The sequence below is a fragment of the Streptomyces sp. NPDC087310 genome (assembly GCF_044744405.1).
Classification (GTDB): domain Bacteria; phylum Actinomycetota; class Actinomycetes; order Streptomycetales; family Streptomycetaceae; genus Streptomyces.
Genome location: NZ_JBIUYF010000003.1, coordinates 525,365 through 548,341 on the forward strand (window position 1 = coordinate 525,365; position 22,977 = coordinate 548,341).

General features: G+C 70.8%; 25 protein-coding genes. 14 read left to right on the forward strand and 11 right to left on the reverse strand.

Annotation, left to right across the window (positions count from 1 at the left end; genetic code table 11):
* Positions 1-26: 26 nt before the first annotated feature.
* A complete protein-coding gene (locus ACIO3P_RS12900; RefSeq protein ID WP_401849220.1) occupies positions 27-1,019 on the reverse strand; it encodes an ABC transporter substrate-binding protein in 993 nt (330 codons plus the stop codon).
* 98 nt (positions 1,020-1,117) lie between these two features.
* Positions 1,118-1,843, reverse strand: a complete 726-nt coding sequence (locus tag ACIO3P_RS12905; RefSeq protein WP_401849221.1) for an alpha/beta fold hydrolase — start codon at positions 1,841-1,843, stop codon at positions 1,118-1,120.
* A gap of 167 nt (positions 1,844-2,010) precedes the next feature.
* Between ACIO3P_RS12905 and ACIO3P_RS12910 the strand changes: the two genes are divergently transcribed.
* On the forward strand, positions 2,011-2,910 hold the full coding sequence (locus ACIO3P_RS12910) for a helix-turn-helix domain-containing protein (RefSeq protein WP_401849223.1): 900 nt from the start codon (positions 2,011-2,013) through the stop codon (positions 2,908-2,910).
* Positions 2,911-3,038: 128 nt separating this feature from the next.
* Here ACIO3P_RS12910 and ACIO3P_RS12915 read toward each other — a convergent pair whose 3' ends face one another.
* Positions 3,039-3,854 carry an alpha/beta hydrolase gene (locus ACIO3P_RS12915; protein ID WP_401849224.1) on the reverse strand — a complete coding sequence of 272 codons (816 nt, stop codon included), beginning with the start codon at positions 3,852-3,854 and terminating at the stop codon, positions 3,039-3,041.
* Between the two features lie 85 nt (positions 3,855-3,939).
* Between ACIO3P_RS12915 and ACIO3P_RS12920 the strand changes: the two genes are divergently transcribed.
* The 5 genes from ACIO3P_RS12920 to ACIO3P_RS12940 all read left to right on the forward strand — a co-directional run bounded on the left by ACIO3P_RS12920 (position 3,940) and on the right by ACIO3P_RS12940 (position 6,810).
* Entirely contained in the window at positions 3,940-4,395 is a 456-nt protein-coding gene (locus ACIO3P_RS12920; protein WP_401791678.1) for a MarR family winged helix-turn-helix transcriptional regulator, read from the forward strand.
* A 141-nt stretch (positions 4,396-4,536) separates the two neighbouring features.
* Positions 4,537-5,184, forward strand: coding sequence for an HD domain-containing protein (locus tag ACIO3P_RS12925; RefSeq protein ID WP_401791679.1), 648 nt, complete (start codon positions 4,537-4,539; stop codon positions 5,182-5,184).
* Positions 5,185-5,251: 67 nt separating this feature from the next.
* Positions 5,252-5,668, forward strand: coding sequence for a hypothetical protein (locus ACIO3P_RS12930; RefSeq protein ID WP_329824357.1), 417 nt, complete (start codon positions 5,252-5,254; stop codon positions 5,666-5,668).
* Between the two features lie 70 nt (positions 5,669-5,738).
* On the forward strand, positions 5,739-6,149 hold the full coding sequence (locus ACIO3P_RS12935; RefSeq protein ID WP_401849227.1) for an SRPBCC family protein: 411 nt from the start codon (positions 5,739-5,741) through the stop codon (positions 6,147-6,149).
* 169 nt (positions 6,150-6,318) lie between these two features.
* Positions 6,319-6,810: a hypothetical protein gene (locus ACIO3P_RS12940; protein ID WP_401849228.1), complete on the forward strand. Its 492-nt coding sequence runs from the start codon at positions 6,319-6,321 to the stop codon at positions 6,808-6,810.
* Between the two features lie 25 nt (positions 6,811-6,835).
* On the opposite strand, the gene ACIO3P_RS12945 is transcribed toward ACIO3P_RS12940, so the two are convergent.
* Entirely contained in the window at positions 6,836-7,711 is an 876-nt protein-coding gene (locus ACIO3P_RS12945; RefSeq protein ID WP_329824354.1) for a glycosyltransferase family 2 protein, read from the reverse strand.
* Positions 7,712-7,933: 222 nt separating this feature from the next.
* Between ACIO3P_RS12945 and ACIO3P_RS12950 the strand changes: the two genes are divergently transcribed.
* Positions 7,934-8,755: a class I SAM-dependent methyltransferase gene (locus ACIO3P_RS12950; protein WP_401791682.1), complete on the forward strand. Its 822-nt coding sequence runs from the start codon at positions 7,934-7,936 to the stop codon at positions 8,753-8,755.
* Positions 8,756-8,855: 100 nt separating this feature from the next.
* Positions 8,856-9,716, forward strand: coding sequence for a helix-turn-helix domain-containing protein (locus ACIO3P_RS12955; protein WP_401849230.1), 861 nt, complete (start codon positions 8,856-8,858; stop codon positions 9,714-9,716).
* 68 nt (positions 9,717-9,784) lie between these two features.
* Here the strand turns inward: ACIO3P_RS12955 and ACIO3P_RS12960 are convergent, their stop codons facing one another.
* The gene (locus ACIO3P_RS12960) at positions 9,785-10,396 is read right to left on the reverse strand and encodes a hypothetical protein (protein ID WP_401791684.1); all 612 of its coding nucleotides are present in this window, start codon (positions 10,394-10,396) and stop codon (positions 9,785-9,787) included.
* Positions 10,397-10,616: 220 nt separating this feature from the next.
* Here ACIO3P_RS12960 and ACIO3P_RS12965 point away from each other — a divergent pair, with 220 nt between their 5' ends.
* Both ACIO3P_RS12965 and cynS read left to right on the forward strand, forming a co-directional pair.
* Positions 10,617-10,790 (forward strand): CsbD family protein, encoded by a 174-nt coding sequence (locus ACIO3P_RS12965; RefSeq protein ID WP_329824350.1) that lies wholly within the window; start codon positions 10,617-10,619, stop codon positions 10,788-10,790.
* A 199-nt stretch (positions 10,791-10,989) separates the two neighbouring features.
* Positions 10,990-11,433 (forward strand): cyanase, encoded by a 444-nt coding sequence (cynS, locus tag ACIO3P_RS12970; protein ID WP_329824349.1) that lies wholly within the window; start codon positions 10,990-10,992, stop codon positions 11,431-11,433.
* Positions 11,434-11,539: 106 nt separating this feature from the next.
* Here the strand turns inward: cynS and ACIO3P_RS12975 are convergent, their stop codons facing one another.
* The 5 genes from ACIO3P_RS12975 to ACIO3P_RS12995 form a co-directional block, all read right to left on the reverse strand.
* Positions 11,540-13,042, reverse strand: coding sequence for a flotillin family protein (locus tag ACIO3P_RS12975; protein ID WP_401849232.1), 1,503 nt, complete (start codon positions 13,040-13,042; stop codon positions 11,540-11,542).
* 129 nt (positions 13,043-13,171) lie between these two features.
* A complete protein-coding gene (locus ACIO3P_RS12980) occupies positions 13,172-13,687 on the reverse strand; it encodes a hypothetical protein (protein ID WP_329824347.1) in 516 nt (171 codons plus the stop codon).
* Positions 13,688-13,859: 172 nt separating this feature from the next.
* Positions 13,860-14,927, reverse strand: a complete 1,068-nt coding sequence (locus ACIO3P_RS12985; RefSeq protein ID WP_329824346.1) for a helix-turn-helix domain-containing protein — start codon at positions 14,925-14,927, stop codon at positions 13,860-13,862.
* A gap of 166 nt (positions 14,928-15,093) precedes the next feature.
* Positions 15,094-16,236, reverse strand: a complete 1,143-nt coding sequence (locus ACIO3P_RS12990; RefSeq protein ID WP_401849234.1) for a serine hydrolase domain-containing protein — start codon at positions 16,234-16,236, stop codon at positions 15,094-15,096.
* Complete coding sequence (locus ACIO3P_RS12995) at positions 16,233-16,751, reverse strand: winged helix-turn-helix domain-containing protein (protein ID WP_329824340.1); 519 nt, start codon at positions 16,749-16,751, stop codon at positions 16,233-16,235. The genes ACIO3P_RS12990 and ACIO3P_RS12995 overlap by 4 nt, the downstream gene beginning before the upstream one ends.
* A gap of 227 nt (positions 16,752-16,978) precedes the next feature.
* On the opposite strand from ACIO3P_RS12995, the gene ACIO3P_RS13000 reads away from it, so the two are divergent.
* Positions 16,979-18,658 carry an alpha/beta hydrolase gene (locus tag ACIO3P_RS13000; RefSeq protein WP_329824339.1) on the forward strand — a complete coding sequence of 560 codons (1,680 nt, stop codon included), beginning with the start codon at positions 16,979-16,981 and terminating at the stop codon, positions 18,656-18,658.
* 159 nt (positions 18,659-18,817) lie between these two features.
* Here ACIO3P_RS13000 and ACIO3P_RS13005 read toward each other — a convergent pair whose 3' ends face one another.
* Positions 18,818-20,908 (reverse strand): transketolase family protein, encoded by a 2,091-nt coding sequence (locus ACIO3P_RS13005; protein ID WP_401849541.1) that lies wholly within the window; start codon positions 20,906-20,908, stop codon positions 18,818-18,820.
* Positions 20,909-21,187: 279 nt separating this feature from the next.
* Here ACIO3P_RS13005 and ACIO3P_RS13010 point away from each other — a divergent pair, with 279 nt between their 5' ends.
* From ACIO3P_RS13010 to ACIO3P_RS13020, 3 genes are read left to right on the forward strand one after another with little or no spacing between them, the layout of a single operon-like run.
* A complete protein-coding gene (locus tag ACIO3P_RS13010; protein WP_329824338.1) occupies positions 21,188-21,916 on the forward strand; it encodes a GntR family transcriptional regulator in 729 nt (242 codons plus the stop codon).
* 58 nt (positions 21,917-21,974) lie between these two features.
* Positions 21,975-22,439: a PTS sugar transporter subunit IIA gene (locus ACIO3P_RS13015; protein WP_329824337.1), complete on the forward strand. Its 465-nt coding sequence runs from the start codon at positions 21,975-21,977 to the stop codon at positions 22,437-22,439.
* On the forward strand, positions 22,436-22,720 hold the full coding sequence (locus ACIO3P_RS13020) for a PTS sugar transporter subunit IIB (protein ID WP_329824336.1): 285 nt from the start codon (positions 22,436-22,438) through the stop codon (positions 22,718-22,720). Before ACIO3P_RS13015 ends, ACIO3P_RS13020 begins: the two co-directional genes overlap by 4 nt.
* Positions 22,721-22,977 lie beyond the last annotated feature (257 nt).

Consider the following 22,977-nt stretch of genomic DNA (forward strand, 5'->3'; position numbering starts at 1 on the left):
TCCCCCTCCCCCTCCCCCTGTCCCCCCTACCGGGCGGCGGACTCGTAACTCTTCTCGACGGCGTCGAGGATCTGGCCGGCGCCGGTGTAGCCGATGCCGAGCATCCACAGGTTGTCGTCGACCTTGAAGGCCGTCTTCTTCTTCACCGCGTCCAGGTTCTTCCAGAGCGGCCCCCCGGTGGTGTCGGTCTCCTTGGCCTTCTTCGCGTCCCCGTAGGTGGAGTAGAAGAGGACGTCCGCGTTGGCCTGGTCGATCTGCTCCGGGCTGACGTCGAGGGAGAAGCCGTCCTTGTCCTGGTTGGCGGGGCGGCCGACCTGGAGGTCCTTGAAGAGGGAGCCGACGAAGGTGTCGTTGAGGTAGAGCCGGGTGTCCGCGCCCTCGATGAACCGTACGAAACCGACCTTGAGCCGCTTGGCCGCCGCAGGCCCGCCGAGCGCCTCGGTCACCCGCTCGGCGTGCGCCTCGTACGCCGAGACGACCTTCTTCGCCTCGTTCTTCTTGCCGAGCGCGTCGGCGTGCAGCGCGAAGTTCTTCCGCCAGGACGGGCCGGTGGTGTCGGAGAAGACGGTGGGGGCGATCGCGGAGAGCGCCTCGTAGTTCTTCTCGTCGCGGACCTTGCTGCTCAGGATCAGGTCCGGCTTCAGCGCGACGATCGCTTCGAGGTTGGGCTGCGCGATCAGCCCGACGGGCTTGATGTCCTTGAGCCGGTCGGCGGGCAGGTAGGTGGAGAAGGGTGCCTTGTCGACCACGGTGGTGGCCCCGACCGGGGTGACCCCGAGGCTGACGGCCGAGTCGAGCGCGTCGGTGTCCAGCACGACGACCCGCTTCGGCGCGTCCTTCACCTTCACGTCACCCATGACGGTCGCGACGGTGTGCGTGGCGCCGCCGCCGGACGCGCCGTCGGCGCCCTGGCCCGTGCCCTTGCCGGCCGGTTCGTCGCCGCCGCAGGAGGTGAGCGTGACGGCGAGCGCGGTGACGGCGGCTGCCACGGAGATACGGCGGGTGAACGGTGTGGACACGGTGGCGGGCCTCCCTGACGGCAGCCCGGATTCTTCCCCGGACCAAGTAAGGCAAACCTAACGTACGGCCCGCCACCGCCATGTCCGGGGAGAGCGGGTCAGCCGAGCTTCAGCAGGAGCTCCGCCAGCTCCACCGGCATGGTGATCATGCAGTCGTGGCCGGTCGCCAACTCCCACACCTGGGCCGGGGAACCGTTGGGCTGCGTCGCGGGGACCGGGCGCCGGGCGATGCCCTCCGGCACGCCGACCGTGCAGTGGATGTGTGTCCGGGGGATCGCGTTCACGGCCGGGTTGTCCAGCCGGACCGGCTGCTGGAGGCAGCGCACCGGCTGGTCCGACAGCAGCGTACGCAGCCAGGCGACGTCCGCCGGATCGGTGACCCCGAACAGACCCGAGGGCGGCGGCAGTTCGGGCAGCGGCGGAATCCGCCAGCCACTCTCCGACGCCAGGGCGAGGTCGATCAGGGCCTGGCTCACGGGCTGGACATCGGCCGCGCTCTCACCGTCCTCGGGGACCATCGCGTCGAGGTAGACCAGACGGGCGATCCGGTCGGGGACCTGGTTGGCCACGGACGAGATGACCAGCCCGGCGTAGCTGTGGCCCACGAGGATCACCTCCGTGAGGTCCTCCTCGGTGATCAGCCCGACGATGTCGTCGACGTGCGTGTCGAGCCCCGTCGCGCTGCTCGCCAGATGCGCCGTGTCCCCGTAACCGGTCAGTGACGGTGCGAACACCCGGTGCCCGGCGGACTCCAGCAACGGGACCACCCGCTCCCAGACCTCTCCACTGTGCCAGGCACCGTGTACCAGCAGATACGTCGACATGGTCGTAGCTCCTTGAACGCTGTACCCGCCCGCGCCGGGCGGAAGATCTCGGCCCCGGTGGGCCGCCGACCACGCTGCCTCCCGGGCCCCGCCCCGGCCAGAGCCCCCGCGATCCTGGGGGTGACAGGACCAGGCACGCGCGCGGCCGGGTGGATTACCGTGAAGATATGACCGCTGGACCGAACCTGCTGGGTGAGTACGTGCGCGCACGCCGCGAACTCGTCACCCCCGAGCAGGCCGGTATCGCCGCCGTGGGGGTACGGCGCGTGCCGGGCCTGCGCCGGGAAGAGGTCGCGACGCTCGCCGGGATCAGCGCCGACTACTACCTGCGCCTGGAACAGGGCCGCGACCGCAACCCCTCCGTACAGGTCCTGGAATCCCTGGCCCGCGTACTGCGCCTGGACGACGACGCGACGGCGCACCTGCTGCGCCTCGGCGCCGACACCCCCCGGCACCGGCACGGGCCCCGGCGCCGCCCCCTGCGGGAGACCGTCCCCCCGGGCATCGCCCAGCTCCTCACCACGCTCCCGCTCCCCGCCCTGGTCGAGAGCCGCTACTTCGACGTCCTCGCCGCCAACCCCCAGGCGACCGCCCTGTCACCGCGCCTCACGGCGGGGGCCAACCGCCTGCGGGACGCGTTCCTCGACCCCGCCGAGCGGGACCTCTACCCCGACTGGGAGAGCGCCACGGAGGGCATGGTCGCCGGCTTCCGCGAGTCCGTCGGCACCGACACGGACGACCCCCGCTTCACCGAACTGGTCAACGAACTCTCCCAGGCCAGCCCCCGCTTCCGCCGCCTCTGGGCCCGCCACGACGTAGAGGCGTGCGAAGGCGCCCCCAAGCACCTCGACCACCCCCGGGCCGGCCCCCTGCGCCTGAACCGGGAAAGGCTGGCCATCGGCGGCACGGCAGGCCAGACCCTCGTCATCTACCACCCGGACCCGACCACCGACACCGCCACCCAACTGTCCCTCCTCACCCCCACCCCACCCCCACCGGCCGACGTCACCCCTGTCGCCGGACCGGGCAGGGGTGGGGGCGCAGGGGGTGGGGCCCGCAGGCGATGAGGCCGAGGTGGAGGAAGCGTCCGCCGGTGGTCCACCAGCCGCCGACGAGGTCTTCGCGGGCCGTGGAAAATCGAACCCTTGCGAGAGAGCTGCGAGATGCCCTTGCAGGGTGAGCTCGCGGAGCGAAACTACTGGTTCACGGAAACCCAATCGGCCACCGCTCCGATCACGGACGCCTGCCACTCCTGGGTCTGTGGATGCGCATATGCAGGGTCGTTATGCACGGCGAATCCGTGCTGTGCTCCCTCAATCTCAAGGAGCCGGGATTCCCCTTTCAGGGAACTGACGGCGGACCGGGAGCTCTCCACCGGAATGAAGGTGTCCTGCGTTCCATGGATGATGAGCGTGGGAGTCTCGATTCTTTCAAGTGAGCGATGCGGTTCCATATGGAAGACCTCATTGAGCAGCGCGCGCCCGAGCCGAAAGGTCGGTGAGTGCTCCAGGAATCCGCGGGCTGTCAGCTCCGTACCCTCGTGCTCGTCGATTCTGTCGCTGTTCCAGTAGGGCTTGTCATCGATGAAGCGCTTCTTGTGGTTCAGCAGAGGGTTCATGAGGGTGAGGCTCTTCACCTCATGCGGCCGGTTCGCCGCGAAGAAGGCGCAGATGCCTCCGCCGAAGCTGGTGCCCATCAGATGCACGGGACCGCATTCCATGAGCGTACGGACGTGATCGGTGGCCGCTCTGATGTCGTTGAGAATCCCCGCGATCGTCAGCTCTTCCTGGCGCCCCTGGCTCTCTCCGTGCCCGCGAAGGTCGAACCGCAAGGAGCCGACTCCCGCACCCGCGAGGCCATCGGCGAGGCGGCCGAAGAACCCGCTCTCTTCCCGCGTCGCACCACCGCCATGGACCAGAACCGCCGCGCCACGTGGTGCACCGGCGGGACGCACCACGCTCCCCCGGAGCAGCAGGCCATCAAGGCTGCGGAAGCCTGTTTCGCCACTCATGCGGAAGCTCTACCCCTCCTGGAGGTGCGCAATGCTTGTGGAGGGAAGGGTGGGCGCCAGGCCGTACGCATGTCAAAATATTGACATGGAACGCCGTCCGCCCCCGCCCCATCCCGCCCGCGATGTCACCGAACACGTGGGGTACCGCCTCAAACGTGCCTCGGCCGCCCTGCGCAGCGCCATGGACAAGGCTCTGCGGGAGCACGACCTCACCGTCCCGCAGTACTCCTGTCTCGAACTCCTCGACGAGCAGCCGGGCCTGTCCAACGCGGACCTGGCGCGTGGCACCTTCGTCACCAGGCAGTCGGCCAACGTCGTGCTGCGCGGTCTGAAGGACGCCGGACTCATCACCCGGGCCGACGTCACCGACCACGGCCGCGCCCTGCCCGTCCACCTCACCCCCGCCGGACAGCAGCGCCTGCACGTGGCCCGCGAGAGCGTGTACGCCATCGAGGTGCGCATGATCGAGGCCGTTCCCCAGCGGCGCCTCGCCGCCCTGCTCGCCGACCTCGACGCCATGGCCGAGGCCCTCGCCGACTGAGGCCGCCGGGTCCCGCCGGGTCCCGCCGTGACCGGGTCGGCGTGCGGGGTCCGCTTCCGCGGGTCGCCGGGGTGCGTGTCGTCATCTGTGGGATATCTGTGGGACATCCATGGGGGAACGGACAGACCGGGGAGCTGAACCATGGCGATCGACCGAGTGACGGCCGCGGGCGTGACGGTGCCGGGGACGAAGCTGGTGCGGGAGGCGACGGAGCTGATCCGTGACACCACCAGCGAGCTCATCTACCACCATTCCCGTCGGGTGTACTACTTCGGCAGCTTGCAGGGCCGGAACCGCGACCTCGGGTTCGACGCGGAACTGCTGTATCTGGCGGCCATGTTCCACGACGTGGGCCTGAACGAGGAGTTCCGCGCCAGTGGCCGGCGGTTCGAGGTGGACAGCGCCGACGAGGCCAGGCGGTTCCTGCACCTTCACGGCCTGCCCGAGGACAGCGTCCGCCGGGTCTGGACGGCGATCGCCCTGCACACCACCCCCGGGATTCCGCAGTACATGGAACCGGAGGTGGCGCTGGTGACCGCCGGCGTCGAGTACGACGTCCTGGGCATCGGATACGAGACCGTATCCGCCGAGGACCGCGCCGCCATCGTGGCCCTGCACCCGCGCCCCGACTTCAAGCGCCGCATCCTGGACGCCTTCACCGAGGGCATCCGCTCCAAGCCGGAGACGACGTTCGGCAACGTGAAAGCCGACGTGCTGGAGCACTTCGTGCCCGGCTTCCAGCGGGGCGACTTCGTCCGGACCATTGTGGACTCGCCGTGGGAGGGCTGACCTGAGGGCTGCCCGCGACAGGCGATCTCTGTAGCCTGGCCCCGTCCACGCACCGGGGGAGCTGACCGTGGGGAACATCCTTTCCGTGGCCATCGGGGCCGGATTCGGTCTCGTAGGGGCCGTGTTCGGCGTGTGGTTCACCGCGCGCCGTCAGGACCGCATGTGGCTGCGCGAACAGAAACTCAAGGCCGGTGTCGGCTTCAGCACCGCCGTGGCCCAACTGCTCGACCACCTGCGGGAAACACGGCTGGGTGACGACGGGGCCGGGGCCAACGAGCTGGCGAACCGGATGCAGGAGGCGCGGTCGGCCCTCTACCTGCTGTGCGACGGCGACACCGTCGAACTCGCCGACGCTCTCGCGCGCCGGGTCTGGGCCACTCGGCCCAGCGAGGGCAGGGACGATCGCAAGGAGGAGCACCGAGAGACGCTGGACCTCCTCCGCCGCTTCACCCAGCAGCTCCGGCGGGAGATCGCCGGAGCGTAGTCCCCGCTCCCGGGCGCGGCGTCCGATTCGTTCAAGAGGGCGGTGGCGGTGGGCCACTACCATCGCCGCCATGATCAGCACCGGCAAGGAATCACGCCACATCGGCGTCCATATCGACCGCTCCGTCGACGAGGTCTACGCCTACGCGTCGGACCCGGCCAACCTGCCCGCGTGGGCTCGTGGTCTGGGCGGTTCCATCGAGAAGGTCGGAGATCAGTGGATCGCGGACTCCTCCCCTCTGGGACGGGTCGTGGTGGCCTTCGTCCCACGGAACGAGCTGGGTGTGCTCGACCACGACGTCACCCTCCCGTCCGGGGAGACCGTCCACAACCCGGTCCGCGTGATCGCCGACGGCACGGGGTGCGAGGTGGTGTTCACCCTGCGCCGGCAGCCGGAGATGAGCGACGCCGACATCGAGCGTGACGCTGGCATGGTCGCCGCCGACCTGGCCCGGCTCAAGGAGCTGTTGGAGTCCGCGTAAGGGCCTCCCGGCCTCCCGTGCCACGGGCCGTACGTCACCGGCGGTTTGTTCCCTTGTCACAGGCGTGTCTTAACGCCCCGCGTCCAGGAACGGGACCGGCGGCGCTCGTGTCTGTCAGGGCGGAAGATCCGCTCACCAGGAGCGAGAACGCCTTCGGAGGAGAAGTTTTATGCGCGTCCGGAAGATCTCGGTGCTCACCCTCGCCGCTGTGGCTGTCGGCCTGTCGCTCACGGCCTGCGACCCGTCGAGTGACCCGCAGCCCGGTACGTCCGTCTCCACCACCGTGTCATCGGACAGCACCGCCTCTTCGGGCAGCGCCGGTGACTCCTCCCGGTCGAAGGACAGCTCCGCCGACGGCACGTCGTCGGGAACCCCGAAGAAGTCCGGGGTCGCGTGCACGGATCAGCTCGACTACGCGGGGGACTCGCGGTCGAACGCCGAGATCAACACGATCGGTGAGGACACCGGCACCTGCCCGGCGCCGGAGCAGGCCGGCGAGCCGTCGGGAACGGAGCAGGCCGGCCCGGCGTCGGGTACCCCGAAGAAGTCCGACGTGAAGTGCACGGACCAGATCGACTACGCGGGCGATGCGCGGTCGAACGCCGAGATCAACTCGATCGGCGAGGACACCGGCACCTGCCCGCCGGTCCAGCACAAGTGAGACGCCGCCCCGGCCCGTCGGTGCTCTAGATCACCGGCGGGCGGCCCAGGGCCGTCATGCGCCGTACCGTCCGCCAGCGGATCGGGCGGCGCGTCCCGCACGCCGTGCGTACGCCCTCGGAGAACCCGCCGAACCAGGCGCGCAGCCCGCTCACCGACCGCGTACGCGCCACCGTGAGCAGGATCCACGTACCGAGGTAGAGCGGGACGAGGACCGCGGGGAGGTGGCGGCGGGCCAGCCAGACGCGGTTGCGGGCGGTCATCCGGTAGAACTCGGCGTGCCGGGCGGGGGAGGTGCGCGGGTGCTGGAGGACCAGTTCCGGCTCGTAGAGGATCGTCCAGCCCGCGTCCAGCGCGCGCCACGCGAGGTCGGTCTCCTCGTGGGTGAAGAAGAACGCGTCCGGCCAGCCGCCGGTCTCCGCCAGCATCGCCATGGACAGCGCGTGCCCGCCGCCGAGGAAGGTCGTCACCTCGCCGCCGCGCATCGGGTCCTTCGCGCGCAGCCGGGGGATGTGCCGCCGCGCGGTGTAGCCGGTCTCGTCCGCGATCCGGAAGCTGACGATGCCGAGCCGGGGCCGCGCCTCGTACAGATCGGCGATCCGGGTGATCACATCGGCCTCGATGAGCAGCCCGTCGTCGTCCAGGTCGACGAGGATGTCCACGTCACCGGCCTCGCGGAGTTTCTCCATGGCGACGTTGCGGCCGCCGGAGACGCCGAGGTTCTCCGGCAGCTCGACCCCGATGACGCCCTCGGGGAGCTCGGGCAGCGGGGAGCCGTTGCCGACGACGACGATCCGGGCGGCGGCCTCCTGCTGCTTGGCCACGGAGTCCAGCAGAGCACGCAGCTCGACGGGCCGGGTTCCCATGGTCAGCACGGCCACACCCACACGCGGTCGGGACACGTCCAGATCACTCCAGCACTCGAAGGGCGGCGAAAGCAGCCGGAAGACAGCGGAATACAGCGGAAGACCACGGAAAACCGCGGAAGGCAGTCCGTCGATGCTAACCGGCGGTCTCCATCCCCTGGACACCCGAAGATATTCCTGCGGACCCCGAAGGTTCACCTTGACGCCCCGTGACCGGCGCGTCGTACCGGACGGCATCGAGAGGGAGACGAGGGCACTGTGCTACGGGACACATTCGACGAGGACGCCGACCGGTACGACCGGGCCCGCCCCGCCTACCCGGCCCCGCTGGTCGGGGAACTGGCCGCGCTGGCGCGCCTCGGGCCCGGCCGCCGGGTCCTGGAAGTGGGGCCTGGCACCGGGCAATTGACCGTACCGCTGGCCCGGTACGGCTGCCGGATCACCGCCGTGGAGCTGGGCCCGTCCCTCGCGGCCGTCGCGGCCCGCAACCTGCGGCCGTTCCCGGCCGCCGAGGTCGTGGTCGCGCCGTTCGAGACGTGGGCGCCGCCTCCGGAGCCGTACGACCTGATGGTCGTCGCGACCGCCTTCCACTGGCTCGACCCCGCGGTACGCCTGGCCAGGGCGGCGGACGCGCTGCGCGCCGGCGGCCTGCTGGCGCTGGTCACCACGCACCACGTGGCCTCCGAGACGACCCGGAGCGACGACGACTTCTTCGCGGACGCCCAGAAGTGCTACGAACGCTGGGACCCGGCGACCCCGCCCGGTCTGCGGCCGCGCCGCGCGGAACTGGTCGCGACCGACACCGGCGAGCAGGCCGGCTCCGACCGGTTCGGGCCGGTGTCCGTGGCGCGCTGGACGCGGGAGATCACGTACTCCGCCGACACGTACATCGACGTGCTGCTGACGTACTCGGGGCACCGCGCCCTGGAACCCGTCGCGCGGCGCGGGCTGCTCGCGGACCTTCGTGCGCTGATCGACGGCCGGTACGGCGGGCACATCACGAAGACGTACCTCCACGAGCTGATCACCGCCCGCAAGGAGCCCGAAAACCCCGGGAAATTCACCGAATCCACCGGCTGACCACACCCTCACCACAGGCCGACGTCATATCCGGTGTGACTGTGTCCACGATCACTTTCCTGTGGCACACTGCCCGCATGTCGCAGCTCGGGGGTAGGGCATGAGTGAGCCGCGGTCTGCCCCGACGATCGGACAACTCGTCCTCAGCAAGCAGCTCCAGGCGCTCCGCGAGAGAGCCGGCCTCGGCCGGGACCAGGCCGCCAGACTGCTGCGCGTCGCGCCTGCCACCATCCGCCGGATGGAGATGGCCGAGGTCGGGCTCAAGATCCCGTACGTACAGCTCCTGCTGTCGGCGTACGGCGTGCCCGACGAGGAGGTGGCGACCTTCCTCCACCTCGCCGAGGAGGCCAACCGGCCGGGCTGGTGGCAGCGCTTCCACGACATACTGCCGGACTGGTTCGGCGGCCACGTCAGCCTCGAAGAGGCCGCCAGAACCATCCGGTGCTACGAGCCGCACTTCGTGCCGGGCCTCCTCCAGACCGAGGAGTACGCCCGGACGATCCTGACCAACGGCGAGGTCGGCCGCAGCGACCCGGACCGGATCGACCGCCATGTCGCCCTCCGTATGGAGAGACAGACGCTGCTGACCAAGCCCGGCGCGCCCGCCTTCTGGGCGATCCTGGACGAGACGGTGCTACGGCGCCGCGTCGGGTCGCCCGCCGCGATGCGGGCACAGATCGACCGGCTGCTGGAAGCGGCTGAACTGCCGAACGTGACCCTTCAGTTGGCCGAGTTCGCCGCCGGGCACCACCCCGGCACGTACAGCCCCTTCGTCGTCTTCCGCTTCGCCGTCCCCGAGATGCCCGACATGGTCTACGTCGAGTATCTGACGGGCGCGCTCTACCTCGACGGCCGCCGCGAGGTGTCGGAGCACAAGGAGGCGATGGACCGCATGGCCGCGCACGCGGAGTCGGCGCGGCGGACCCTGCGGATCCTCGCCGACTTCCGCGAGGAGCTGTGAGCCGGCGGGGCAGGATCGGCACCCGCCCCGGCACCCGCCCCGGTTCAGGCCCAGGCCCCGGTTCCGGCTCAGGAGGGTATGTGGTGCGCGGCGTGCGGTGACGGCGGCGTGTGTGCCGGTGGTGCGATCAGTACGTCGAAGAGCGCCCGGCCCGCGACCATGGCGTGCCGCATCGTCTCGGCGTCCCCCGCTTCCGTACCCGTACCCGTACCGGCCTGGTGTGCCGCGGCGTCCAGCAGCCGGGCGCCCTCCACCTCTTCCGGGTGGTGCACGGACAGCGCCTCGAACTGGAGGGCACGGGACTCGGCGGGGTAACCCCGGCTTGTCGCGAGCCGGTTCAGCAGCAGGTTCGCCTTCGCCGCGACCGCGCCGGGGCAGTCGACGAACTGCTCCTGGAGGCCGTCCCACTGCGCCCTGTACTGCGCACGCTCCGGCTCGGACAGGTCCTTGAGGCGCAGACCGCGGAAGTGCCGCAGCCGCGCGGCCAGTTCACGCTCCGCCGCCTTCGGGTCGCCGTGGTGACGGGCGGTCACCCGGTCGAACTCGGGGCCGAAGCGCTGTCGTAAATCCTTGCGGAGGCCGCCCTCGTCGGCCGTCCGGGCGGAGACCGGGCGGGCGAGCAGCAGCGCGGTGATGATCGCCACCGGCACCACCAGGACGGCGAGTGTGGTCACAGACATGGGTCCCGCCTTTCGCAGAGCTGCGGAGCTATGGAGCTATGGAGCCGCAGAGGCTCGCTGCTACGGAGTGTTACCGAGATGCGAGGCCGTAAACGCGTTCGGTCACGGCCAGATGACATCCGACTCGAACGGATGATCGTGAAAGTGGGGTGGTTTGCCCCTGGAGGGCTCGGGCAGACGGGCTGGCGTCAGCGATTTCGACACAGTGAGGGAGCGCGACATGACCGCCGACAAGAAAACCTCCGCGAAGACCGATCAGGTCAAGGGCGCGATCAAGGAAACCGTCGGTCGAGCGGTCGGCAACGAGCGGCTGACCGCCGAGGGCAGGGCCGAGCGCGCCAAGGGTGACCTGCGCGAGGCGGGCGAGAAGACCAAGGACGCGTTCAAGCGATGAGCGTGTGGCCCGGCCCCTTCGGCAGAGGCGGTCGTGTGTGCAGAGTCCTCGGGCGGTGGCCCGGCCGTACGGCACTTCGGTGACCGCCACGGCCGGGCCATCGCCCCGTTTCGGCCTCCCCGGGCCCCGCCCCGCTGTCCGGCCCCGTCCGGGCTTCGCACCGTTGCGTGAGCCCGGACGTACTCCTACGTTTCTCCCCATGCTCACCAAACAGCAAGCAGCGGAAGCAGTCCGTGGCGCCAAGGCCGAACTCGGTCTGACCTGGGCGCAGCTCGCCGAAGCGGTCGGCCGGCCCGTGGCCTGGACCACCGCCGCGCTGCTCGGCCAGCACCCGATGAGCACGGAGCAGGCCGAGGCCGCCGCGTCGCTCCTCGATCTCGGCAAGGACGCCGTGCAGGCATTCCGCCTCCAGCCCACGCGCGGCGCGCTCGACGCGGCCGTACCGGTCGATCCGACCGTCTACCGGCTCTACGAGGTCATCCAGGTGTACGGGCCGACCATCAAGGAGCTGATCCACGAGGAGTGCGGCGACGGCATCATGAGCGCCATCAACTTCCGGCTGGACGTGAAGCGTGTGCCCGACCCGGCGGGCGACCGGGTGGTCATCACGCTCGACGGGAAGTACCTCCCGTACCAGTGGTAGTCCCCGTACCGGCGGTAGGCAGAGACGATAGGCAGAGACGAGAAGAAAGGGGCCCGGCCGGCTTCCCCGCCGACCGGGCCCCTCGTCCGTACAGAAGGACGGAAGGTCAGTCCGTGACCTCGATACGGCCGCCCTGCGCCGTCCCGTTGGACTCCGCGCCCGCAGCCGCGCCCGCAGCCGTGCCCGAAGCCGCGCCCGCCCCGGTCGCCGTCGTCGCCGCCGCGGGGGCCGTGGTCAGGGACTTCCCCGCCGCCATGCCCTTCAGCAGCTCCGCGAGGTCGACGCCCGTGGTGGAGCTGAGGAGTTCGACGCCCTGGGCGACGTTGTCCGCGACCGTACGGGCGAGCTGGCCCGCGCCGTCCGTGGAGATGACCGTCATCTTGTCCACCGCGCTCAGCGGCTCGGACGCCTTCGCCACCACCGACGGCAGCACCTCGACGAGCATCTGGAGGACGGCCGCGTCGCCGTACCGCGCGAACGCGTCCGCCTTCTTGTGCATGGCCTCCGCCTCGGCGGACCCCTTGGCGGCGATCGCCGCGGCCTCCGACTCACCCTCGATCCGTACGGCGGCGGCGAGCGCGGCGCGGTGCGCCTTCTCGCCCTCACCGGTGAGGCGGGAGCGCTCGGCGTCCGCCTCGGCCTGCTTGACCAGGGCGATACGGCGGGCCTCGGCCTCCTGCTCGGCCTGGTAGCGCGCGGCGTCGGCGGGCTTACGGACCTTCGTGTCCAGCTCGCGGTCGGTCAGCGCGGCCTGGCGCTCGGCGACCTTCTCCTGCTCCATCAGCACGTCCTGCTCACGCGCCGCCTGGGCCAGCGGCCCCGCCGCGGCGGCCCGCGCCACGGCCTCGTCCGTCTCGGCCTTGATCTCGGCCTGCTTGAGCTGGAAGGTCCGCTGGGCGATCGCGATCTCTTCCTCGGCCTTCAGCCGCGCCTGTTCGGCGGCGCGCCGCGAGACGGCCTCCGCGATGTCGGCCTCCTGCTTGGCGCGGGCGGCCTCGGGGCGGCCGAGGTCCTCCAGGTACGAGCCCTCGGTCGTGATGTCCTGGATCTGGAAGGCGTCCAGCACCAGGCCCTGCCCGGACAGGCTGGCCTCCGCCTCCTCCGCGACCTGACCGGCGAAGGCCGCGCGGTCGCGGATGATGTCCTCGACCGACATCCGGCCGACGATGGAGCGCAGCGCACCCGAGAGGACCTCCTGGGTGAAGCCGACGATGCCGCCCTGCTGCTGGAGGAAGCGCTGGGCCGCGGCGCGGATGGAGTCCTCCGTACCACCGACCTTGACGATGGCGACGCCTTCGAGGTTGGCCTTCACCCCGCGCAGGGTGACCGCGCCGCGCACGGCGATCGGGATGTGGCGGCTGGACAGGTCCAGGGTGAACTTCTGCTGGACGAACGGGACGACGAAGACGCCGCCGCCCACCACGACCTTCTGGCCGCTGTTGTCGATGGAGATCCGGCCTGTGTCGGGATCGGTCGACTTCTTGCCGCGCCGGCCGGTGACGATGAACGCCTCGCTGGGGCCGGCGACCTTGTAGCGCGTGATGACGACCAGTGCCAGCAGAACGACGAGTACGACGATCCCCAGCACGGCGATGACGACTGGACTCATGGGGCTCTCTCCCTTGCCTCCCGGGGGACGGCAGATCGGAACGGTTCGCACGGCGGCGGTGCGTTATGTGCCGCGCAATGTACTAAGGGTGGGGGAGTGTGCCGGCGAGGCGCCGGGCCCGGCGAACGGTCAGCGCTGGACCGGGCGTACGGAGACGGAACTCGCCGAGAGCGTCGCCTCCACCCAGATCTCCGTGCCGTACGCCACCGGCTCCGCGCACTTGGCGGAGAACTTCACCGGCTGCCCGCCGAGCCGCAGCAGCACCTCGCCGTACCCGGTGGCCGGAATCGCCGTGACCACCGTGCCCGACGAGCCGACGAGGTCGTCGCCGCGCGGGGTGACGGACGTCTGGTCGCGCATCAGCGCCCTGCTGAACTTCCAGGTCAGCCAGCCGGCACCGACACCGGCCGCCGCCCCCACAGCGACGGCCGGGCCGGTACCGAGTTGAGTGGTGCCGAGGACGAGCGCGCCACCGAAGCCGAGCATCGACACGAATCCGGCGATCACGGGCAGCGAGAGCAGACCGTCGAAGAGTCCGTCCAGGACCCCCACCCCGTCGAAGAGCCCTTCGAGCACCCCGTCGAAGATCAGCGACAGGACGAGCAGCGCGATCCCCGCGATGCCGATACCAAGAAACAAGGTCATGGGAACAACCTCCCCCACTGGCGCGATGTCCTCGGCCAGGGCCCCATAGTCGCATGTTTGACCGGAACTCGACATTGCCGTTTTCCGGCAGTCTTAACGCGTTCTTAATGCCGGTAGCCGCGCGGACGTTCCGGAGGTCCCGGGCGGATCGCCGTTCGGTTCCCGGAACGTCTCAGAAGGATTTGGCCGGCCAGTCCATGAGCCTGGCCCCGATCACGGCCGTCTGCAAGGCGTAACGGTGCATCGGATCGCCCGGGTCGGCCCCGGTGAGCCGGTGGATCCGTTCCAGGCGGTACGTCAGCGCCCGTACGCTCAGGGACAGCCGCCGCGCCGCCTCCGCCGCCACACACCCCGCGTCGAAGTAGACGGACAGCGTTTCGAGCAGCGGCCCGGCGCCGCCGCGCGCCGCCTCCAGCGGGCCGAGCGTGTTCAGCACCAGGTCCGTCATGGCCTGCCGGTCGCGCGTCAGCACCGGATAGACCAGCAGATCGGCGGCGCGCAGCACGGGGCCGTCCAGATCGAGCCGCTCGGCGAGGTCGAGCACGCTCAGCGCCTCCTCGTACGACTGCACCACCCCGCCCACCCCCGGCTGCGGCCGGCCGACGGCGACCCGGCCGCCGTCCGTCGCCGCGAACGCCTGCTTGGCGAAGTACGTCAGCACCTCGCCCTGATCACCGGGCGCGATGCACACCAGCCGCCCCGCCTTGGTCGTGAGCAGCACACTGCGGTCCCCGAACCGCCCGATCAGAGCCTGCTCCACGGAGCGCGGTACGGCGTCCCCCTCGTCGTACGCGACCCACCCCTCCGCGACCGCCACGGCGTGCTCGTACGACAGCCGAAGCCCGAACCGCTCGGCGCGCTCCGACAGCCGCCCCAGATCGCTGCGCCCGTACAGCAGGTCGTCGATGAACTCCCGCCGCGCGGCGGCCTCCTGGCGCACGGCGAGCCGCTGCGCCCGCTCGTACCCCTCGGCGAACGCGTCCACGGCCTGCTCGACGGCGGCGAGCACACTGTCCGCGGTACCGCCGTCCCCCCGGCCGACGGGCCAGTGCTCCCGCGCCGTCGACAGATGCGCCCCGACGAGCGCCCGCAAAGCGAACCCGGCCTCGGCCGCCTGCTCCCCCAGCTCACGCCGGGCCAGCAACTCCTCCCGGCTGAGCCGGCGCCCGGTGGCGGCGACCGCCACGAGGATGCGGGCGTACCCCTCCATGTACTCGTCGGGTATCCCGTGCCCTGTCACGCCTGCTCCCGGCCTGTCGACGACTCGCTTGAGGTGACCGGAACCGGCCCCCGCCTTTCTAGCAAGGATTCCTCAAGGGTCCGTCCAGGCTTCCGTCCGTGGGGCGGCCCGGTACGTCAGGGGGATCCCCGTTGTTCGGGCTGCCCTCGTGGCCTTGCGGAAGAGGTCAGACCTCGTCGAGTTCGGCGAGCAGGGCGAAGGTCAGGGCGTCGACCGGGCGGGGCTCGCCGTCGGTTGCCTCGCCGAAGGTGTTCGTCATCATCACCACCGCCGTCCCGCTCTTCCTGCTGAACGCCGCGCAGGTGCTGAATCCGCCGGTGCTGCCGTTGTGCCAGGTCATCGACCGGCCGTCGGGCAGTGTGCTGAGGTGCCAGCCGAGGCCGAGTCGCAGGCTCGGGTCGACGGTGAAGCGGGGGCGCTGGGTCAGTTCGATCGCGTCGCGCAACGGCGAGTGCTCCGGGCGGAGTTGGGCGTCGAGGTAGCGGAGCATGTCGTCGGCGGTGCTGTAGATGGAGGTGCCCGCGCCGGTGTGGACGTGATCCTTCCAGTCGGGAACGGGCTCCCCGGCGAGATGGCCGACGGCCTTGCGGGAGGCCATGTCCGGCCTTAGGGTCGTCGTCGTGTCGCGCAGGCGCAGTGGCGCGGTCACCGCGCGCCTCAGCATCGCGTCCACGTCGTCGAAGGCCAGCCACTGTCCGAGCAGGCCGAACCCGAGGTTCGAGTAGTGGTAGGTGCTGCCCGGCTCGGTGCTCAGCGTCGTCCCGGCCAGGCCGGTGGCCAGGTCGTCCAGCGTGTAGTGCGCGTACGGGTTGTAGGGATCCGCTTCCGCCAGGAGGTTCGGGGGCAGCGAGGGCAGACCGGAGGAGTGGGTCGCCAGGTCGGCCAGGGTGATCCGCCGGGGGCCCTTGCGCGGGACGGGGAAGCCGGGGGGCAGAACAAGCGGTGTGTCGAGGCGGGCCCTGCCCGCAGACACGGCGCGCGCGAGGGCGGTGGCGGTGAGGGTCTTGCCGATCGAGCCGAGCTGGAACACCGTCCTGCCGCCCGGTGCGGGTCCGTCCTGGGCCGCGCCCGCCGTGTACCGGTGCGTGCCGCGGATGACTCCGCACACCACGCTCGGGCTGCCGGCGGTCAGTGCGCGGTCCAGGTACGGCCGTACTCGCGCAGCCAGGTCGCCCCTGGCCGTCCTGGTGTTGCTGGTCGCCGTGGCGTTCCCGGCCGCTGTGGTGTTCCCGGCCGCCAGGGCGCTCCCGGGTATCAGCGACACGCCGGCTCCGGCTGTCATCGAGCCCAGAAACTTCCGTCGGTTCATGAACCACTCCTTGTCGTCGGGTCCGGTGCCGGCACCACCGCGGACAGCAGCACGAGAAGCGGCACCACTCGGCCCGCGGGCACCTGGTAGTGCCCACGCCCCTCGGCCTGGAGCCAGCCGGTGGAGGTGAGTTGTTTGAGGTGGTGGTAGAGCTGCCCGGTGGTGTTCAGCCCGGCGCTCTCCTGCAGCTCGGCCGCGGTCCGGGTTCCTCGCAGCACCGCGCGCAGCAGGGTGAGCCGCGCGGGGTGCCCCAGGGCGGCGTACGGCGCGGCGTGATCCGCCCAGTCCGCTTCGAGCAGCTCCTCCGCCACCGCGCCCTGCTGCCATTCGTAGTGTTCGCCTGTGGGCAGGTCCAGGGCTCCGGTGAACAGCACCTGACCGTCCCCGGTGAGCCGCCGGCGCAGCCCCTCAAGCGCCCAGAACACCTCGTCCCGGGGCGTCGGCGGTCCCGACTCCAGTTGTGACACTCGTTCTTCGAGCGCGGCGAAGCGCTCCAGCAGGGAGTCATCAGGCATGAAGTGAATGTTACGCTATTACGGAATAACAGACCACGTCGGGTGTCGTCACCCGGGCCGTTGTCCCGGCCGTCACCCGGTCCGGGGTCTACAACTTCCGGACCACTCGCGACTGTTGTGTCATTCCCTGGACGTACGGGAGGTGCAGCCCGGCGGCCGATCCGGAAGGGAGCCCGTTCCTGAAAGATCTTTCCTGTCCGAACGTGTGACCGGAAGGATCGATAATCGTGCGCAGACGACGTCTCGCGCCCCTGTTGGCCGTGAGTGTGACGGCGACGCTGGCTCCCGTGCTCGCCACCTCGACGGCCACCGCCGCTCCGGCCGCCTCCCCCGTGACGGCCGCGCCGGCCTCCTCGTCTGCCGCCAAGAGCGCGCTGGACCGGTATGTGCAGCAGAAGCCGCAGTGGAAGCGGTGCCTCGCCGACGCCCCGGCGGAGTTCGAGTGCGCCACGATCAAGGTCCCGCTGGACTACCGGGCACCCGGGGGCAAGCGGATCGACCTGGCCATATCCCGGATCAGGAGCACCGCGCCCGACAAGCGGCACGGTGTCCTGCTCGCCAACCCCGGCGGCCCCGGGGGACAGGGGCTCTACATGCCGATGGGGATGCAGGAGAGGCTCCCCGAGTCCACGCGGCAGAAGTACGACCTCATCGGCTTCGACCCGCGCGGTGTGGGGAAGAGCAGCCCGGTCTCCTGCGATCTGGAGCCGGAGGAGGAGAACTGGCTGCGGCCGTACAAGGAGGAGACGTTCGCCAAGGACATCGCCTGGGCCCGCGACGTCGCGAACAAGTGCAAGGAGAAGGCGGGCGACACGCTCCCGCACATCACCACGCGCAACACCGCGCGCGACATGGATCTGCTCCGGGCGATCCTGGGTGAGAAGAAGATCTCGTACGTGGGGTACTCGTACGGCACCTACCTGGGCTCCGTCTACACCCAGTTGTTCCCGGGCCGGGCCGACCGGTTCGTGCTGGACAGCGCGATCGATCCGGCGCGCGCCTGGCGGGGGATGATCCAGTGGTGGGCCGAGGGCGCCGAGCCCGCGTTCGACCGGTGGACCGAGTGGGCCGCCGCGCGTTCGGAGGAGTACGGCCTCGGTGACACCCCGAAGGAGGTCGAGCGGACCTTCTGGGACCTGGTCGCGCAGGCGGACGAGAAGCCCATCGAGATGGACGGCTGGGCGAACACCGGCGACGACATCCGCAGCGGTATCCGCGCGGCGGTCTTCACCCCGCAGTACGCCACCGAGGGCGTCGTGGAGCTGAAGAAGGCCGCGGCCGGTGAGCCCGCCTCCGCGGAGAAGCTCGCGGCGTTCACCGGATCCGAGGGGGCCGGTACGGCGGGCGCCGCCGGTACGGAGGGCAGCGCGGGTGCCGCCCGCGCCGCCGAGATACCGTCCGACAACATGACGGCGAGCATGCTGGCCGTGGTGTGCGGCGACAACTCGGCCGTGTGGTCCCGCGATCCGGAGAGCTACCGGCGGGACGCCATCGAGGACAAGGCCCGTTATCCGCTCTTCGGTGACTTCGCGTCCAGCATCAAGCCCTGTGCGTTCTGGGACACGTCCGTGGAACCGGCGACCAAGGTGAACAACAAGGTCGGCTCCCTGGTCGTCCAGAACGAGTGGGACTCGCAGACCCCGCTGGCCAGCGGTCAGGCCCTGCACTCCGTTCTGAAGGGCTCGAAGATGCTCACCGTCCTCGGCGGCGAGGGCCATGGCGTCTACCCGAACGGCAACGCGTGCACGGACGGTACGGTCAACGACTACCTGCTCACCGGCAAGCTCCCGGCGAAGGACGTCACGTGCGAGGCGACGGCCGACTCGAACGCGGAGGCACGGAAGAACCAGAAGCGGGACCTGCTCCCCGGGTCCCCGCTCCCGCAGCGCGCCCCGGACCGCTTCTGAGCCCGGCCGTACGACCCGTTACGGCATCACCCATGGCCGCATCACCCATGGCTGCATGATCATCCGTTGACGGTGGGGCGGGACCTCCTGCTGGGGGTCCCGCCCGCTCGTACGCCGCCCACGCTGCCTGCGCCTCCTGCGCCGCCTACGTCCCAGGTGTCACCGGGACGCCGCCGCCGCGCCGAGCGAGTCGACGGCCGCCGCGACGACCGCTTCCCGGGTCATGCCCAGCGCCGTCATCGCGTCCGACGCGGACGCCGAGGTGCCGAACCCCTCGACGGTGACGGCCCGTCCGGCGTCCCCGATCAGGTCGTGCCAGCCGAAGACCGTCGCCGCCTCGACCACCACCCGGGCGCGTACGGCCGGCGGCAGGACGGCGTCGCGGTACGCGGCGTCCTGTTCGGTGAACCAGTCCTTGCACGGTACGGAGACCACCCGGGCGCCGATCCCCCGGCCGGCCAACTCCTCCCGGGCCGCCAGCGCGAGCGCGACCTCGCTGCCGCTCGCCAGCAGCAGGACCTCCGTAGTGCCGGGCGCGTCGGCCACCACGTACGCGCCGCGCGCGACGCCCTCCCGTACCGCCGCCGGTTCGGTGGACTGCACCGGCAGCGCCTGGCGGGCGAGGACGAGGCCGACCGGGCCCCGGCGGCCGAGGGCGGCGTGCCAGGCGGCGGCGGTCTCGTTGGCGTCGGCCGGGCGGACCACCGAGAGGCCGGGCATGGCGCGCAGCGAGGCGAGGTGTTCGACCGGCTGGTGGGTGGGGCCGTCGGCGCCGAGCGCCACGGAGTCGTGCGACCAGACGTGGACGACGGGCAGCCGCATGAGGGAGGCGAGGCGCAGCGAGGGGCGTTCGTAGTCGCTGAAGACGAGGAACGTCCCGGCGAAGGGGGTGTCGTAGCCGACGATGGCGATGCCGTTCAGCGCGGCGGCCATCGCGTGCTCCCGTACCCCCCAGTGGATGTTGCGTCCGGAGAGGCCCGAACTCCCTTCGGGATCCTGTTCGTCGGCGGGGAGGAAGGAGCCGCCGGACGTGATCGTCGTACGGTTCGAGTCGCCCAGGTCGGCGCTGCCGCCCCAGAGCCGCGGGAAGCGCTCCGCCAGCGCCTGGATGACGGTGCCCGACGCGTCGCGCGGTGCGATCGCGGAGCCGGGGGTGAAGGCGGGCAGCGCGTCGGCGGTGTCGGCCGGGTCGAGCGGGCGGATCGCGCGGGCGCGGGCGGCGGCGCGTTCGGGGTGGGCCAGGGCCCACTGCTCCAGCGCCTTGTCCCAGGCGTGGTGCAGCGCGGCGCCCCGGGTGAGGGCGCCCCTGGTGTGTTCCAGGACGTCCGCCGGGACGGTGAACGGCTCCTCCGCCACGCCCAACAGCGCCTTCGTCGCGGCGACTTCGGCGGCGCCGAGCGGTGCGCCGTGCGAGGCGGGGGTGTTGGTGGCGTGCGGCGCGGGCCAGGCGATCTGCGACGTCAGCACGATCAGGCTGGGCCGCCCGCCGTGCGCCGCGCCGGTCGAGGCGGCGGTGAGCGCGGCGTCGAGGGCGTCGGTGTCGATGTCGCCGTCCGCGCCGAGCCCCACGTGCTGGACGGACCAGCCCTGCGCGGCGAAGCGCGCGGCGGTGTCCTCACGGGTCGTCAGGTCGGTGGAGCCCTCGATCTGGATGCTGTTGTCGTCCCAGATGACGACGAGGTTGTCCAGGCGGTGCCGCCCGGCGAGCGCGCCCGCCTCGTACGAGATGCCCTCCTGGAGGTCGCCGTCGGAGCACAGGACCCAGACCCTGCGGTCCGGGATCTCGTCGGGCGCGACCCTGTCCCCGTCTCCGGGCGGGACGGCACCGGTGCCCGCGCCACTGGCCGTCCCCGCGTCCGTGCCCGCCCCCGTCCGTGTGCCCGTCAGCCTGGACTCGTCGCGCTTGAGCGCCATCGCCATGCCCACGGCGGTGGCCACGCCCTGGCCGAGCGGTCCCGTCGTCGTCTCGACTCCGGTGGTGTGGCCGAGTTCGGGGTGGCCCGGGGTCAGCGAGCCGAGCTGGCGGAAGCGCCGGAGGTCGGCCAACTCCAGTCCGTAGCCGGTGAGATGGAGCTGCGTGTACTGAAGGATGCTGGCGTGCCCGCAGGAGAGGACGAAGCGGTCCCGGCCCTCCCACGCGGCGTCCGCCGGGTCGTGGCGTATGTGCCGCTGGAAGAGCAGATGCGCGACGGGCGCGAGGGCGAGCGCGGTGCCGGGGTGTCCCGATCCGGCGGCCTCCACGGCGTCCATCGCGAGGGCCCGCGCCACGGCCACGGCCCGGCGGTCCGCCGCGCCGAACACGGGGGCGGGGGAAGGGGAGGGGGAGAGGGCGGTCACGGCAGCTCCTTGGAGGTCATGTCGTCATGATGACTTCGGACAACGTAACCCACCCCTGGTGGCGTGCTCCTGGGCTGATCAAGCTCCCTCCAGACGTCCGGCGTGTTACGTGAAAATTGCCTATTGACGTCTTCTGGGGTTCTGGTCATTATGACGTCTTGACGACACAGGGACTCGATGAGGAGACCATGGATGGCCGAGCACAAGTACGCACAGGTGCGGGACCACCTGCTGCGCCGGGTGAGCGGTCTCCCCGTGGGCGGGCAGCTCCCCCCGGAGGCGGCACTCTGCGAGGAGTACGCGGTGAGCCGCATCACACTGCGCCGCGCGGTCGAGGAACTGGTCAACGACGGACACCTCATCCGTGAGCACGGCCGGGGCACCTTCGTCACCCGGCCGCGGTACGCGCTGAAGCACCGCGAGCGGTTCGTCAGCGAGGTCACCGGCTTCTTCACCCAGATGAGCCGGCAGGGCCACGAGGTCACCTCCGAGGTGCTCGTCCAGAAACGGGCGCGCGCGGGCGCGCGGCTCGCCGCGGCGCTGGACATCAGCCCGGCCGCGTCGGTCGTACGGTTGGAGCGGCTGCGCCGGGTGAACGGTGTGGTGCACCACCTCGCGGAGTCGTACGTCGAGGAGGAGCGGTTCGCGGACGTCCTGACCGCGGACTTCACCACCACCTCGCTCTACGCCCACCTGCGGGCACACCACGACGTGCTGCTCGCACGGAACGAGATCGTCGTCGGGCTGCACACGTGTGACCGGCGCGAGGCGGAGCTGCTGGGGGTCGAGGAGGGGTCGCCCCTGCTGCTCGCGACCTCACGGGTGTTCGACCTCAACAGGAAGCCCGTGATCCACGGGACGTCGAAGTTCCTGCCGGAGACGGCGGAGCTGTCCTTCGACATCATCGCCGACGCCGAGTGAGCGTACCGGCGCCGGGCCGGCGCCGGGTGGCCGAGTAAACGTACGGAGTGTGCTGCACATGCTCAGCGAACTGCTGACCGAGGAGAAGATACGTTTCTCCAGTGAGGTCCTGGACTGGCGCCAGGCCGTCGCCCAGGTCGCGGAACCCCTTCTCACCGCCGGTGACATCACCCCCGGCTATGTCGACGCCATGATCGACTCGATCGCGGCGGGCGGTACGTACATCAACCTCGGGTACGGCATCGCCCTGGCCCACGCCCGGCCCGAGGCCGGTGCCGTACGGACCGCGATCTCGATGCTGCGGCTCACCGAGCGGCCCGCACCCCTGCTGGACCTGCCCGAGCACGCGGTCGACCTCTACTTCTGCTTCGCGGCGGCCGACACCGCCGCGCACAGCCGGGCCATGGCGTCACTGGCCCGCATCCTCTCGGACACGGAGACCCGCGAAGCGCTGCGCGACGCGCGTTCCGCGGCCGATGTCACCAAGCTGATCACTCGATTCGAGGAGCGTGCTTCGAAATGACGAAGTTCCTGGCCATGTGCAGCACCGGGCTCGGCAGCAGTTTCATGGTGCGGATGAACATCGAGGACATCGTGCGGGAGCTCCAGCTCCCGGATGTCACGGTGGAACACACCGACATCAGCTCCGCGGGACCTTCGAGCGCCGATGTGTTCTTCGTCGCGAAGGACCTGGAGGACGCCGCCCAGGGGCTCGGCGATGTCGTGGTGCTCAACAGCATCATCGACAAGGACGAGCTGCGCGACGCGGTCAAGGCCGCGGCCGGGCGGCACGGGCTGCTCTGACCGCCCGTACGTTCCGTGCGTTCCCTGCGTTCCGTACGTTCCGTGCGTTCCACCCGCAGCGCTTCAACTCCGTAGCCCGGTAGCCCGGGTAGCCCCGTAACTCCGTAACCCGTACCACCGTCCCAGGAACGTCCTCGACCGGACCATGTGCCATGCGCCGTGCGCGTCATGTGGCAGGCGTCATGCGCCATGCGTCCGGTGCGGCGGAGACCCACCGCCGGCGTCCTGCCCCGTCGTGGCCCGCGTGCACCACCGCG